This is a genomic window from Burkholderia metallica, assembly GCF_001718555.1.
Taxonomy (GTDB): Bacteria; Pseudomonadota; Gammaproteobacteria; order Burkholderiales; family Burkholderiaceae; genus Burkholderia; species Burkholderia metallica.
Genome location: NZ_CP013403.1, coordinates 2802927 through 2816505, shown reverse-complemented (window position 1 = coordinate 2816505; position 13579 = coordinate 2802927). Strand labels below are relative to the sequence as shown.

General features: G+C 67.6%; 12 protein-coding genes. 8 read left to right on the top strand and 4 right to left on the bottom strand.

Annotated features, from left to right (window positions below):
• Positions 1-142 precede the first annotated feature (142 nt).
• Complete coding sequence (locus WJ16_RS31980) at positions 143-643, top strand: GNAT family N-acetyltransferase (RefSeq protein WP_069260936.1); 501 nt, start codon at positions 143-145, stop codon at positions 641-643.
• 271 nt (positions 644-914) lie between these two features.
• Entirely contained in the window at positions 915-2510 is a 1596-nt protein-coding gene (locus WJ16_RS31975) for a thioredoxin family protein (RefSeq protein ID WP_069260935.1), read from the top strand.
• Positions 2511-2549: 39 nt separating this feature from the next.
• Here the strand turns inward: WJ16_RS31975 and WJ16_RS31970 are convergent, their stop codons facing one another.
• Positions 2550-2801, bottom strand: a complete 252-nt coding sequence (locus tag WJ16_RS31970; protein ID WP_069261255.1) for a DUF4148 domain-containing protein — start codon at positions 2799-2801, stop codon at positions 2550-2552.
• A gap of 98 nt (positions 2802-2899) precedes the next feature.
• Between WJ16_RS31970 and WJ16_RS35985 the strand changes: the two genes are divergently transcribed.
• Positions 2900-3157 carry a 3D domain-containing protein gene (locus WJ16_RS35985; protein ID WP_076606040.1) on the top strand — a complete coding sequence of 86 codons (258 nt, stop codon included), beginning with the start codon at positions 2900-2902 and terminating at the stop codon, positions 3155-3157.
• Between the two features lie 169 nt (positions 3158-3326).
• Here WJ16_RS35985 and WJ16_RS31965 read toward each other — a convergent pair whose 3' ends face one another.
• Positions 3327-4730, bottom strand: a complete 1404-nt coding sequence (locus WJ16_RS31965; RefSeq protein WP_069260934.1) for a GntP family permease — start codon at positions 4728-4730, stop codon at positions 3327-3329.
• Between the two features lie 316 nt (positions 4731-5046).
• Between WJ16_RS31965 and WJ16_RS31960 the strand changes: the two genes are divergently transcribed.
• The 5 genes from WJ16_RS31960 (at position 5047) to WJ16_RS31940 (ending at position 10804) form a co-directional block, all read left to right on the top strand.
• On the top strand, positions 5047-6525 hold the full coding sequence (locus WJ16_RS31960; RefSeq protein WP_069260933.1) for a sigma-54 interaction domain-containing protein: 1479 nt from the start codon (positions 5047-5049) through the stop codon (positions 6523-6525).
• Between the two features lie 54 nt (positions 6526-6579).
• Positions 6580-7107, top strand: coding sequence for a hypothetical protein (locus WJ16_RS31955; RefSeq protein WP_069260932.1), 528 nt, complete (start codon positions 6580-6582; stop codon positions 7105-7107).
• Between the two features lie 61 nt (positions 7108-7168).
• Positions 7169-7441, top strand: coding sequence for a hypothetical protein (locus WJ16_RS31950; RefSeq protein WP_076606039.1), 273 nt, complete (start codon positions 7169-7171; stop codon positions 7439-7441).
• 102 nt (positions 7442-7543) lie between these two features.
• Positions 7544-7843, top strand: a complete 300-nt coding sequence (locus WJ16_RS31945; RefSeq protein ID WP_069260931.1) for an H-NS histone family protein — start codon at positions 7544-7546, stop codon at positions 7841-7843.
• 603 nt (positions 7844-8446) lie between these two features.
• Positions 8447-10804, top strand: a complete 2358-nt coding sequence (locus WJ16_RS31940; protein WP_069260930.1) for a GNAT family N-acetyltransferase — start codon at positions 8447-8449, stop codon at positions 10802-10804.
• A 654-nt stretch (positions 10805-11458) separates the two neighbouring features.
• Here the strand turns inward: WJ16_RS31940 and WJ16_RS31935 are convergent.
• Both WJ16_RS31935 and WJ16_RS31930 read right to left on the bottom strand, forming a co-directional pair.
• Positions 11459-12010 carry a hypothetical protein gene (locus tag WJ16_RS31935; protein ID WP_069260929.1) on the bottom strand — a complete coding sequence of 184 codons (552 nt, stop codon included), beginning with the start codon at positions 12008-12010 and terminating at the stop codon, positions 11459-11461.
• Positions 12011-12183: 173 nt separating this feature from the next.
• Complete coding sequence (locus tag WJ16_RS31930) at positions 12184-13005, bottom strand: IclR family transcriptional regulator (RefSeq protein ID WP_069260928.1); 822 nt, start codon at positions 13003-13005, stop codon at positions 12184-12186.
• Between the last annotated feature and the right edge of the window lie 574 nt (positions 13006-13579).

Below are 13579 nucleotides of genomic sequence, written 5' to 3'. Positions count from 1 at the left end.
CGCGTGATCGCCTGTCGTTGCGGGTGCAACGGCATCGCGTGACGACCATGTTTCAAATGCGTGAAATCGGATAAGCTCGACGGATTGCTGCGCACGGGCGCAGCCCGCGCCGCTGGCGCGACTTTCCGGAACCGGCCCACCCATGACCGACATCACGATCCGGCACAGCGAGACGCACGACGTCGACGCGATCCGGCAGATCGCCGCGCATCCCGCGGTGTACGCGAATACGTTGCAGCTCCCGTTTCCGTCGCTGGAGAAATGGCAGAAGCGGCTCGCAGGCATACGCGAGCACGGCGTGAGCCTCGTCGCCGAAATCGACGGCGTGGTGGTCGGCCATCTCGGCCTGCACCCCGAACAGAATCCGCGCCGACGTCATGCGGCAGGGCTCGGCATGATGGTCGACGCGGCGCATCACGGGCGCGGCGTCGGCAGCCGGCTGCTCGCGGCCGCGATCGATCTTGCGGAAAACTGGCTGAACGTCACGCGTCTCGAGCTGACCGTGTACGCCGACAATCGTACGGCGATCGCGCTCTACGAAAAGCACGGGTTCCGGATCGAAGGCGAATCGCCCGGCTATGCGTTGCGCGATGGCATGTACGCGTCCGTGTACCACATGGCGCGGATCAAGGCGGCGCAGTGAAGGCCCGCCCGACGCGTATCCGGCACCCCGCCGGCCGCGCTGCCGCGCGTCATATTCATTCGAGAATTCGTTCGTTTTCTGCCGGTCGTGCGCGTCGTATCGTTGAACGATTTGCCGGTCGCTTCGGCCGGCTTGCGCTTTTCCGCAACGATGCCGTGCGACGTTGCAGGCCCGCAGGCTTCATCGTCATCGCTTCATGGCTCGCGCTTCACGGCCATCGCTTCTCACGCGACATCTTCCCGCAACCGACTCTTTCAACGGACCCGCTTCGATGAAAACCGCTCTCCGGAATCTGACTGCCGCCTGCCTGCTCGCCGCCACGGGTGCGGCGCTTGCCGCTGCCACGCCTACCGGCGCGCCGGTGGCGAGCGCATCGTCCGACGGCGCGCACCTGCCGCCCGGCATCGCGTGGCAGCACGGCGACGTCGACGCCGCCTTCGCGCTCGCGAAGCGCACCGGCAAACCGCTGCTGCTCTACTGGGGCGCGGTGTGGTGCCCGTCGTGCAACCAGGTGAAGTCGACGATCTTCAGCCAGCAGGCATTCAAGACGCGCTCGTCGTTCTTCGTGCCCGTGTATCTCGACGGCGATACCGAAAGCGCGCAGAAGCTCGGCGAGCGTTTCAAGGTGCACGGCTATCCGACGATGATCCTGTTCCGTCCCGACGGCACCGAAGTGACGCGGCTGCCGGGCGAAGCCGATCTCGATCGCTACATGCAGGCGCTGTCGCTCGGGATGACGGCCGCACATCCGGTGCGACAGACGCTCGCGACCGCGCTGAAGAACGGCGCGGCGTTGACGCCGGACGAATGGCGCCTGCTGGCCGACTACTCGTGGGATACCGACGGCGCGCTGCCGGTGCCGGCCGATCGGGTCGCCGAGACGCTGCAGTCGCTGTCGCAACGCGCACGGGCGGCCGGTGCGAAGGCCGAAGCGGCGCGCTTCGCGCTGAAGGCGGCGGTGTTCGCGGCGTCCGACGATCCGGCGCAGGCCGGCGCGCTCGACAAGGCGGCGCTTGGCGATTCGCTGCGCACGGTGCTGCAGGCTCCGGCCTTGTCGCGGGCCGATTCGGACGTGCTGGTCGCGGCGCCTGCGCGTGTGGTCGCGTATCTCGGCGGCGACGACGCGCAGCGCGGGAAATTGCGTGGCGCATACGACGCGGCGCTCGCGCGCCTGTCGACCGACACCACGCTGTCGTCGATCGACCGGCTGATGGCGCTGCACGGCCGCGTGCTGCTCGCGCGCGGCGATGCAAGCAAGGGTGCGCCGCCGGCTGCACCGGCGCTGGCCGATACCGCGCGCAAGCAGATCGCCGCGTCGGTGCAGGGCGCCGCGAATGCATACGAGCGGCAGGCGCTCGTCAGCGAAGGCGCGGACACGCTGACCGACGCGGGGCTGTACGACGAGTCGGATGCGTTGCTGAAGGCCGAGTTGCCGCGTTCGTCGACGCCGTACTACTTCATGTCCGGGCTGGCCGCGAATGCGAAGGCGCGCGGCGACAAGGCCGCGGCGCTCGACTGGTATCGCAAGGCGTACGACGCGGCGAGCGGGCCGGCGACGAAGCTGCGCTGGGGCGCGACCTATTTTGCGAATGCGGTCCAACTGGCGCCGGACGATTCGGCGCGCATCGAAGGGATCGCCGCGAGCGTGCTCGCGCAGGCCGACAAGACGCGTGACGCGTTCTACGGCGCGAACCTGCGCGCGTTGACCAAGGTCGTCACGCAGTTGAACCGCTGGCGCGCCGGCGGTGCGCACGATGCGTCGGTCAGGTCGGTCGTGAAGCAGTTCGACGGCGTATGCGGAAAGCTGCCCGCGGGCGATCCGCAGGCAGCGGCATGCGCGAAGCTGATCCAGCCCGTGAAGGCGTAACGGCGCGCGGATGCGTCGCCGCGCGGGCCGGACGAACGATTACCGGCCCGACTCCGACGACGCGCCGCGCTCGCTGCCATATCCGGCATCGTGCTGGCGGGCGATCTTCGCTTCGGCGGAAACGATGCTCGCCGGATAGAACCAGTCGCTCGACTGGAAGCCGGCCTGCTTGAGCGCCTTCACTTCGGCGTGAACCTGCGCGCGCGTGAGCGGCGGGTTCGACTGCGCGTGCGCGGCGAGCGGGGCCGACACGGCCAGGGCGATGGCAACGGCTGGGATCAGATGCTTCATGATCGGGACCTCCACGATTCCGGTGAGTCGCGGCGCTTCGTTCGTCAAAGCGCCCGGCGACGTTGGAACCAGTGTAGGCCGCGGCGCGCGCGCGAAAAATGCGATCGCTCCCAACGCAGTGTTTTGCTGCGGGCAACAATGGGGGGGGGGCGGGATGCGCTTCGGACGGCATTCGCGCCACGACGGCGCTTGCGCCGTGGTGCGACCGGACGCCGACCGACGCCGATACGGGTGGCGGAATCAAAGGCAAGCACATCGATATCTTCCGCGGATTCGGCGATACCGCGCGGAAGGAGGCCTGTCGCGTGACGGCCGGGAACGGCACCGTTTTCGTGTCGGCCAGGGCCGGATCGTAGAGGGGCCGGATTGTGCCGATGAGGCGGGGCCTCTCGTGCGACGGCCCGGGCGGGAGCGTAGGCGAAGGGTGGCCGCCTCGGTGGCGGCTTCGCGGGCCGGTTTCGCGAAGGTCGACCGGGCGTGCCCGATCGACCTTCATGCACGGGGCGGCGAAGCCGCCGTCGCGTGTTACACGAGCCCTGTCGTGTAGTACACGGCGATCACGAAGAACACCGCGAGCGTCTTGATGATCGTGACCGCGAAGATGTCGCGATACGACTCGCGGTGCGTGAGGCCCGTGACCGCGAGCAGCGTGATCACCGCGCCGTTGTGCGGCAGCGTGTCCATGCCGCCGCTCGCCATCGCGACGACCCGGTGCAGCACGTCCAGCGGGATATTCGCGGCCTGCGCGCCCTTGATGAACAGGTCCGACATCGCGGCGAGCGCGATGCTCATGCCGCCCGACGCCGAGCCCGTGATACCGGCGAGCGAGCTGACCGACACGGCCGCGTTGACGAGCGGGTTCGGAATGCTCTTCAGTGCATCGCTGACGACGAGGAAGCCCGGCAGCGCGGCGATCACGCCGCCGAAGCCGTATTCCGACGCGGTGTTCATCGCGGCGAGCAGCGCACCGGCCACGGCGGCTTTCGAACCGGTCGCGAAACGGCTGCTCACGCGCTTGAAGGCAGTCAGGATGACCAGCACGATGCCGAGCAGCAGCGCGGCCTCGACCGACCAGATCGCGACGACGGTCTTGATCGACGTCGTGACCGGTGCGTGCACGCCCGGCAGCACTTCCGGCGCGACCGTGTACGACGCGGCGCCGTACCACTGCGGAATCAGCTTCGTGAACGCGAAGTTCGACACGCCGACGAGGATCAGCGGCAGGATCGCGAGCGCCGGACTCGGCAGCGACTTCGCCTCGACGCGCTCCGGCTCGTTGACGAGCGACGTGCCGTAGCCTTCGCCCTTCGCCATCGCCGACCGGCGGCGCCATTCCAGATACGTGAGGCCGACGACGATGATGAACAGCGAGCCGATCGTGCCGAGCACGGGTGCGGCCCACGCGGTCGTCTTGAAGAACGTGGTCGGGATGATGTTCTGGATCTGCGGCGTGCCGGGCAGCGAATCCATCGTGAACGAGAATGCGCCGAGCGCGATCGCGCCGGGCATCAACCGTTTCGGAATGTTGCTCTGGCGATAGAGTTCGGCCGCGAACGGATAGACCGCGAACACCACGACGAACAGCGACACGCCGCCATAGGTGAGCAGCGCGCACACCGCGACGATCACCGCATTCGCGCGCGAGCGGCCGATGTAGCGGATCGCCGCGTGAACGATCGATTCGGAGAATCCGGAGAGTTCGATCACCTTGCCGAACACGGCGCCGAGCATGAACACCGGGAAATACAGTTTGACGAAGCCGACCATCTTCTCCATGAAGATGCCGGAGAAGACCGGGGCGACGGCGGCGGGTTCGGTCAGGAGCACCGCGCCGAGCGCGGCGATCGGCGCGAACAGGATCACGCTGTAGCCGCGATACGCGGCAAACATCAGGAACGCCAGCGCGGCGAGGACGATCACGAAAGACAAGGGAGTCTCCTAATGGCTTTGGTTGTTGTTCGATCGCGCGATGCGCCGCGGACCGGCTCAGGTTCGTGCAGGTTTCGTGCCATCGGCCGGATTGCACCGCCGGACGCGGGTCCGCCGGAGACCGGCGGGCCCGCGCCGGTCGTTGTCTGACGATTCTACATAAAACGTCTCCATCCGGAGACGAAATGGCCGTCCGGCCAGCTCGTGGAATCGGGGAGGGCTTTCCCGGACAACGCATTGCGGCGTGTCTCCAGAATGAGATAATTCGTCTCGTTCCGGAGACATCCGGTCGAACATACACGGAGACGAAGACACGATGATGAACGACTGGGCCCGCCTGCCCGTCAACTACGGTGACGTGCTGCGGCGCGCCGCCGAGTCGCTGTTCCGGACCTTCGAGGATTCGAGCGCGGGCACGGTGGTCGTCGATCGCGATGCGCGCGTCGTGTGGATGAACGAGCGGTACGCGGCGCGCTTCGGGTTCGCCGACCCGCAGCAGGCCGTCGGCCTCGACTGCGAGACCGTGATCCCGAACAGCCTGTTGCGCGAGGTCGTGTCGACCGGGCAGCCGATCCTGCTCGACATCATGGAGACGGGCCGCGAGCCGCTCGTCGTCACCCGGCTGCCGCTGAAGGACGAAGCGGGCGAGACGGTCGGCGCGATCGGCTTCGCGCTGTTCGACCAGTTGAAGACGCTCACGCCGATCATTTCCCGCTACGCGCAGCTTCAGCAGCAGCTGATCGCGACGCAGCGTTCGCTCGCGCAGGCGCGCCGCGCGAAATACACGTTCGCGAGCTTCGTCGGCACGAGCGCCGCGAGCCTCGAGACCAAGCGCCAGGGGCGTCGTGCGTCGCAGGTCGATTCGCCGGTGCTGCTGCTCGGCGAGACGGGCACCGGCAAGGAACTGCTCGCGCATGCGATCCACGCGGCGTCGGCGCGCGCGCTGCAGCCGCTCGTGACTGTCAACGTCGCCGCGATTCCCGACACGCTGCTCGAAACCGAATTCTTCGGCGCGGCGCCCGGTGCGTATACGGGCGCCGACCGCAAGGGGCGCGTCGGCAAGTTCGAGCTGGCCGATCGCGGCACGCTGTTTCTCGACGAGATCGGCGACATGCCGCTGCCGCTGCAGGGCAAGCTGCTGCGCGTGCTGCAGGACAAGGAGTTCGAGCCGGTCGGCTCGAACCGGATCGTGCGCGCGGACGTCCGGATCATCGCCGCCACGAGCGCCGACCTGCCGGCGCTGGTCGAGGCCGGGCGCTTTCGCGCGGATCTCTATTACCGGCTGAACGTGCTGACGATCCACGCGCCGCCGCTGCGCGAGCGCGCGTCCGACATCGCGGCGCTCGTCTACGCGACGCTCGAGGAGCTGGCCGCGCAGCACGGGCGCGCCGCCCATTGCGAGCTGACCGACGATGCGCTGCGGATGCTGTGTGCGTATCCGTGGCCGGGCAACGTGCGCGAGTTGCGCAACACGCTCGAACGCGCGTTGATGCTGTCGGACCGGTCGGTGATCGATGCGCATGCGCTCGCGCCGTTCCTCGGACCGGTGCGCGTAGCGACGGACGGCGCCGCACCGGCGCAGCGGGCGGCCGTGTCGCCGGTCGAGCGACGCGCGGGCGACGAGCCCGCCGCGCCGGCCGCGTCGTATGCCGATGCATTGGCGGCGTGGGAGCGCCAGTTCCTGACCGATGCGCTGGCGGCTTGCGACGGCAAGGTGGTGGAAGCGGCCGCGCGCATCGGGATCGGCCGCGCGACGTTGTACAAGAAGCTCGCGGCGCTGGGCATCGACCGCTAGGCCGAACGGCGAAAGCGGTTTGGACGGACGTGACGCATCGAACAGGAGATCACGATGAAACGGATCGGCATCGCAGGGTGGCTGACGATGTTGCTGGCAACCTCCGCGCTTGCGCAGGCCGGCGACGCCGACGCGCCCGAGGCGCGGCGCAACTGGTACAACGATCCGTTCATCGCGCTGTCGCAGGACCTGGCCGAATGTCCGTTGCCGCTCGGCCCGTGGATGACCCGCGCCGAGATGACCGACGACGCGCATTACCGCGCCGAGCGCGGCACCACCTGCTGGCTCGCGCACCGCTGCACGAAGCCGAATTCGTATATGTATGACGCACCGATCGCCGCTGCGGCGAAGGCGCACTTCGCCGGCTCCGACCGACTGCGTGGCACGAGCCTGTGGATCACCGTGCAGCGGCGTTTCATTTACGTCGAAGGGTGCGCCGATCAGGCGTTCGATCGGCACGCGTTGCAACGCGAACTCGAGGCGCTTCCGGACGTCGAGCAGGTTTTCGTTCGCATCACCGACGATCCGCACAGGAGCTTGCCGTACAAGGCGCGCGGGCAGCCCGGCCGCACGCCGAACTGACGGTGAAAGGGCCGCACATGGCATACTCGCGACATTCCAAAAAAGGTTGACGGGAAGAACAATGAAACACATGCTTGCGTCGGTCTGTCGGCGGCCTCGGGCGGCCGTCGTGTTGGCTCTGGTTGCAGGACTCGGCGGGTGCGGCGGCAGCGCGCCGCTGTTCACTTCGGACGGACGTCCGACTACCCAGGTGCAATGCACCGGCAGCGACTGGAGCAATTGCACGGACAATGCCCGCGCGATCTGCAACGGGGATTTCGACGTGCTTCAGCAATCGAGCGATGACGCCACGCGAAATCTTCTCTTCGCGTGCAAGAAGAAAAGCGGTTATTGATCCCGAGATAACGGGCCGACGAGACCACGTTCGGGCGCAGCGCTTTTCTGTTGGCTGAGAGTCATCTATCTTGACGAATAACACTCACGGAGCCCCGTCCCCATGGCGACCTACAGGCAACTGACCGCGCAGCTCGAACGGCTTCAGCAGAAGATCGACAAGGAACGTGAAAAGGCGATTGCCGATGCGATCGCCGACATCCGCGCGAAAATCGACGAATACGACATTACGCCGGAAGAGCTCGGGTTTCGTTCGACACGCGCGGCCGGTGCCGGCGCGAAGCCGAAGCGGACGTTGCCGCCGAAATACCGGAACCCGAAGACGGGCGAAACCTGGAGCGGCCGCGGGCGATCGCCGACCTGGCTCGGCAAGAATCGCGCACGTTTTCTGATCAAGGACTGACTCCCGAAAAACCTCACCTTTCGCGTGCGGACTGACGGTGCGAACGGCCATGCGGCCATCGCACCGTTTTGTTTTTGGGCATTCGCGGCGTGATTCCCGATGACGCAGCGAACGGCGAAGCCGCGAAATGAACGGATGCCGTTGCGCGAATTCGCTGCGATTCGGCCGCATATCGCGGCGAATTCCCGTATACAAGCGTGTCATCGCGCAGCACGGATGCATCGGCCTGCGCGATTCTCGCGGTGCACGCGTGCCGCGAATTCCGATCACCTTTCGCGCGTTTGCGCGTGACGCCGTGCAAATCCCGAAGATACTCACCATGGCTCCTGTAAATCCTCACCTTTGACGAAGTGGACGCAGCGTCGCGCCGCATGACGGCACCGCGGTCGCCGGGCGAATGCGCGGCGCGATGCGCGGCGATGGCTTCCGTGTTCGTGTCGCGTGCTCATGGTGCGGGCGTTGACGCGTGTCGAACAGTCGGCCGTTCGGCATATAGGCAGCCGCATGCGCTTCGCCTATGCTTGGAGTTCGCGTCGATCGGCGCATCGCACCGTCCGTGCCGCATGCCGATCGGGTCATCTTTCGTTACCGCAGGGAGCCGATGTGACCGTTCGCCATCTCGATGCGTTGTTCCAGCCCAGGTCCGTTGCGGTCGTCGGCGCGTCGTCGCGCGCGGGCAGTATCGGCGCGATGGTGTGGTCGCGCGTGCTCGACGGTGCGTTCGAGGGGCCCGTGTGGCCCGTCAATCCGAAATATCGCGACCTGCACGGGCATGCGGTCGTTGCCGATGTCGATCGGCTGCCCGCGCCGCCGTCGGTCGCCGTGATCTGCACGCCGCCCGCGACGTGGGCCGGCATCGTGCGCAAGCTCGGCGAGCTCGGCACGCGCGTGGCGGTGATCGTCGGCGAAGCGCGCACGGATGCCGATCGCGCGGCGCTCGATCGCACGCTGAAGGCGGCGAAGCCGTTCGTGCTCCGTATCGTCGGGCCCGGCAGCCTCGGTGTGCTGTCGCCCGCGCGGCATGCGCATTTCGGTGCGCCGGCCTATACGGCGCGCTCGGGCGGCGTCGCATGGGTGTCGCAATCGAATGCGCTGACGAACGCGGTGCTCGGCTGGGCCGGTGCGCGGGGCCTCGGCTTTTCGCATGTCGTCGCGCTCGGCAGCGAGTCCGACGTCGACGCGGGCGACGTCCTCGACTATCTCGCGAGCGATCCCGGCACGCGCGCGATCCTGCTCGAACTCGATACCGTGCGCGCCGCACGCAAGTTCATGTCCGCCGCGCGCGCGGCCGCGCGCAACAAGCCGGTGCTCGCATTGCGCACGGGGCGTGCGGATCCCGGCGACGCGCTCTATACGGCGGCGTTCCAGCGCGCGGGGATGGTGCGTGTCGACGCGCTCGACGATCTGCTCGACGAAATCGAGACGCTCGGGGTCGGCCGCGTCACCGCGCGCGGCGCGGCCACGCTCGTGACGAGCGATGCGGGCGTCGCGAAGCTCGCGGTCGATGCGGTGTCCGAGGTGCGCGACGTGCTGACCGGCTGGTCGCCCGCGGCCACGGCGGCCGTGTCGGCCGCGCTGCCGCATCTCGCATCGCCCGTCAATCCGCTGACGCTGGGCGACGATGCGCGCCCCGAGCATTTTGCGGCTGCGATCAAGGCGCTCGCGCCGTTCCCGCAAACGGGCACGCTGTTCGTCGTCCATTCGACGTCCCACAGCGCGCCGGCCGATGCGGTCGCGCGCACGCTGATCGAAGCGCGGCAGTACGCGCATCGCGGCATCCTCGCGTGTTTCTTCGGCGCGGTCGACGCGGCGACGCGCGATGCGCTGCACGCGAACGGCATTCCCGTGCACACCACGCCGCAGCGGCTCGCGCGCGCGTATGCGCGTCTCGTCGACTACAACCTCGGGCGGCAACTGCTGATGCAGACGCCGGAGGGCACGCCGCCGCAGCCGGCCGAGTGCGTGGCCTCCGCACAGGCCGACGCGCGCCGGATGGTCGAAGCCGGCCGGCATGAGCTGACCGGCGAAGCCGCGCTGCGCTGGCTGTCCCATTTCGGCCTGCAGGGTGAGGAGGCCGTCGAGCCTGCCGGCACGAAAGTCGTCGATATCACGGTCGACATGTACGACGATTCGAACTTCGGCCCGGTGTTTCGCTATGCGGTGCCGCCGGCGGACGGCGTGTCGGCGCCGTTCGTCGTCTATGGCCTGCCGCCGCTGAACACCGTGCTTGCCCGCGCGGTGATGGAGCGCTCGCCGTATGCGCGCAGCACGCCGATCGAGCCGACGCTCGACGCGGTGACGGCGCTGTCGCAGGCCGTATGCGACGTGCGCGAAGTCGTGGCGATGTCGGTCACGCTGCGCGTGCTGTCCGACCGCGCATGCGTGATCGCGTCGCGCATCACGCTGGCCGCGGGGCGCAGCCGGCTCGCGATCATGCCGTATCCGCGCCACCTCGAGCAGACGCTCGAGTGGCGCGGCGAGACGGTGACGATCCGCCCGATCCGCCCGGAAGACGAAGCCGCGCACAACGAACTGCTCGGCGCGATGACGCCGGACGATCTGCGGATGCGTTTCTTCGGCGCGGTGCGCAGCTTCGATCATTCGCAGGTCGCGCGCATGACGCAGATCGACTACGACCGCGAGATGGCCTTCATCGTGTCGTTCACCGACGTGTCGGGGCGTGACCACACGCTCGCGGTGGTGCGCGCGGTGGCCGATCCCGACAACGAGACGGCGGAATTCGCGATCGCGGTGCGGCCCGATCAGAAGGGCAAGGGGCTGGGCCGGCTGCTGATGACGCGGATCATCGACTACGCGCGCTCGCGTGGAACGGCATGGATGATCGGCGAGGCGCTGCGCGAGAACACGGCGATGATCTCGCTGGCGAAGGCGTGCGGTTTTGCGGTGGCGACGACGGAGGAGCCCGGTGTCGTGGGCTTCAGGATGAAGCTGCAGCCGTAGCGTCGTCCAACGGCTCGACGCGCGAAGACGTTGCGTGCGGTCGACGTCCACGGGTTCGCGGTGCGCGGCGGACGTCGCAATTCAGGAATGCAGAGTATTCGAACGGGTCTCGCGAGCGCAGCCGCCGCGAACGAATGGCTACCTGTTCGCTACGAAAAATCGACGCGCGAAAGGCTCGGCGACACGCGTGCCGATTGCGGCGATGCCACTCTCGCGCGGTGGTTTCCGGCCAGGTGCCCGCACGCATTGACCGTCGCATTGCGCCGTCGAAAATTCGACCCTGCCCAAAGGGTGAGGCTTTTCGGGAGCCGCCGGTGAGCTTCTCCAGGAGGGGAGGGGTGAGACGATACGGGAGCGCTTGGTGAGCCTTCCCGGGAATAGGCGGTGAGCACTTGCGGGAAGCGTGGGTGAGCCTTTCCGGGGGCGTATCGGTGAGGGTCTGCGGGACGTGTCGGTGAGGACTTCCGGGATGCCCGGGTGAGCGTTTCCGGGAGCGTCGGTGAGCTTTTTCGGGAGCGGTGGGTGAGCGCTTGCGGGATGCAAAGGTGAGGCTTTTCGGGAGCATGCGAACGCACGCTTCCCGCAAGCGCAACGCCGGCCGGGGCCGGCGTCACGCAAGGAGCGGGCACGCATGAACCGTGCCCGCGGGAACGATCAGGCAGCGAGTTTCGACGCCGCGTCGTTCACCTGCTCGCGCGAAATCGCGAGTTCCTCGAGGTGCGGGTCGGCATAGACGGCGCCGGTTTCGCGCTCGAGGCGGGCGATCGTCAGTGCGCAGCGCGCGATGTCTTTCGGCATCGCGATGAAGCGCTTGATCGATTCGCCGGACGTGAACGCTTCGAACAGCGCGCCGCGCACGTCGTCCGGAAGCGTCTTGGTCCACTGATACGGCTTGCCGTTGAACGTGATCGACGGCGGCAGCGTGCGTTCCTTCTTGGTCGCCGTGATGAGCCCATAGGTGCGGGCCGCGTCGCCGATCTGCTCGGGCGAGAAAAGCTCGTCGGGCGTGATGTCGAACTGCTCGATGTAGTTCTCGATCGCCTGCATTGCGGCGGCACGATCGTCGCGCTTCTTCTGCGCGCGCGCGACGATATCGCGCAGCTCGTCCGCCTCTTCGGGGGTGATCGTGAAGCTTGCCTGCTTCTGCTGAAGTTCGGAGAAACGCTGGAATTCTTGATCGTTCAGAAGTTTGGCCATGACATCCATCGGGCACGACGGCCGCGACAACCGGCCGCCGTAGTTTTTGAGAGGGCCGCTATTTTAGCGTAGCGCCGCGCACGCACGATACCGCACCGTGCGCCGCGTCGCGCGCAAGGGTGGCGCGCGACCGGGGCCGACGCGATTGCGCGGTACCCGGTGCGCGTTGCCGAGCCGGCGTGTCAGCAGGTTTCGGTGCGGCACATCGACAGATGGGCGGCCGTGTCGCGCAGCCCTTCGACCACCGCGTCGACGGACGGCGCCATGTGCGCATCGATCCGGCGCATGTACGGGCACGTCAGCACCGCAATCGCATGGCCCGACGGTCCGAGGAGCGGCACGGACACGTCGGTCACGCCGTAGGCCTGGCGGCTGTCCTGACGCAGATAGCCGGCCTGCCGGATGGACTGGCACGCATACGCGAGTTCCTGCTCGTTCAACGGCGCCTCGCCCTTGACCTTGCGGTGCTCGGCGAGCATGCACGCGCGCTGCTCGGCGCTCTGGAACGACAGCATCACGCGGCCCGATGCCGTATCGGCGAGCCCGACGTGCGAGCCGAGCCGGACCGATACGCCCCACGGGCCGGGCCCGTCGACCTGCGCGATCACGAGCAGGTTGCCGCGATCGTAGACGGCCAGGTGGCACGACTGCTCGGAGGCGTCGGCGAAACGCTGCATCGGCGGCAGCGCCTCGGCGATCAGCCGGCTCATCGGCGGATGCCGGTGCGCGAGCGAGAACAGTTTGAGGCTGAGCGTATAGCGGTCGCCGCCGGTCGAGCGCATCACGTAGCGGCGCGCGACGAGGCGTTCGAGCATCCGGTAGATCTCGCTCGCGTTGCGGCCGAGTTCCTTCGTGATTTCAGTGCGGGTGAGCCCTTCTTTCTGCTCCGACAGGAGTTCGAGAATGTCGAGACCCTTGTCGAGCGCGGGCGCGCGATAGCGGTCGATTGCGCCCATCGATTCCCGTGCGTCGCAGCCGGGAAGGAGGTCGTTGGTTGGTTGCATTGTCGATGTGAGGTTGGGGATGACTGTCGATCGATGGCGACGCACGCTGGCCGATTCTGGAACATGCTTGTGTCGAGCCCGCATGTGGCGACGAACGCCATCCGGGCGAGCTTAACAACAAACATTTGGTGTGCAATGCAGCGTTTTTTTACCGATCGTTACCACACAAGAACGGATCGATTCCTTTTTGGGATGACAGGGAAGCCCCGAATACCCAGTATTCATGACAGGTGGCACCGGTTCAAGGTGTTCGAAAGGAAACCGGGTGGCGTCACTGCCCGCGATGCTGCGCCGCAGCGTCCACGGGCGCACCAATAGTCGGTATCCGTCGCGGGCCATTTCACCGCGCGCGGCCGATGGTACAAAGGCTGGCGGGCCAGCGACGGTGCGGCCGCGCATGCCGCCGGCCGGTACGGGCCGGACCATGTCGCGGGTGCCGGGCCGTCGTCGCCGATGCGCAGACCGGCGGCCGCCCGTTCGATGTGCGCCGTACTTCCGTACGGCGCCACGATCGCTGCGCCCGCGCGAGCCTCGCGCGTCGAACGGTGTGCCGGATGCGGCGCCGACGCGCGCA

What these genes read in the sequence shown, in the direction of transcription:
- WJ16_RS31930 (WP_069260928.1), bottom strand. Translation starts at nt 13,005, where the DNA reads ATGCAACCAACCAACGACCTCCTTCCCGGCTGCGACGCACGGGAATCG.
- WJ16_RS31980 (WP_069260936.1), top strand. Translation starts at nt 143, where the DNA reads ATGACCGACATCACGATCCGGCACAGCGAGACGCACGACGTCGACGCG.
- WJ16_RS31970 (WP_069261255.1), bottom strand. Translation starts at nt 2,801, where the DNA reads ATGAAGCATCTGATCCCAGCCGTTGCCATCGCCCTGGCCGTGTCGGCC.
- WJ16_RS31945 (WP_069260931.1), top strand. Translation starts at nt 7,544, where the DNA reads ATGGCGACCTACAGGCAACTGACCGCGCAGCTCGAACGGCTTCAGCAG.
- WJ16_RS31975 (WP_069260935.1), top strand. Translation starts at nt 915, where the DNA reads ATGAAAACCGCTCTCCGGAATCTGACTGCCGCCTGCCTGCTCGCCGCC.
- WJ16_RS31960 (WP_069260933.1), top strand. Translation starts at nt 5,047, where the DNA reads ATGATGAACGACTGGGCCCGCCTGCCCGTCAACTACGGTGACGTGCTG.
- WJ16_RS35985 (WP_076606040.1), top strand. Translation starts at nt 2,900, where the DNA reads ATGCGATCGCTCCCAACGCAGTGTTTTGCTGCGGGCAACAATGGGGGG.
- WJ16_RS31955 (WP_069260932.1), top strand. Translation starts at nt 6,580, where the DNA reads ATGAAACGGATCGGCATCGCAGGGTGGCTGACGATGTTGCTGGCAACC.
- WJ16_RS31935 (WP_069260929.1), bottom strand. Translation starts at nt 12,010, where the DNA reads ATGGATGTCATGGCCAAACTTCTGAACGATCAAGAATTCCAGCGTTTC.
- WJ16_RS31950 (WP_076606039.1), top strand. Translation starts at nt 7,169, where the DNA reads ATGAAACACATGCTTGCGTCGGTCTGTCGGCGGCCTCGGGCGGCCGTC.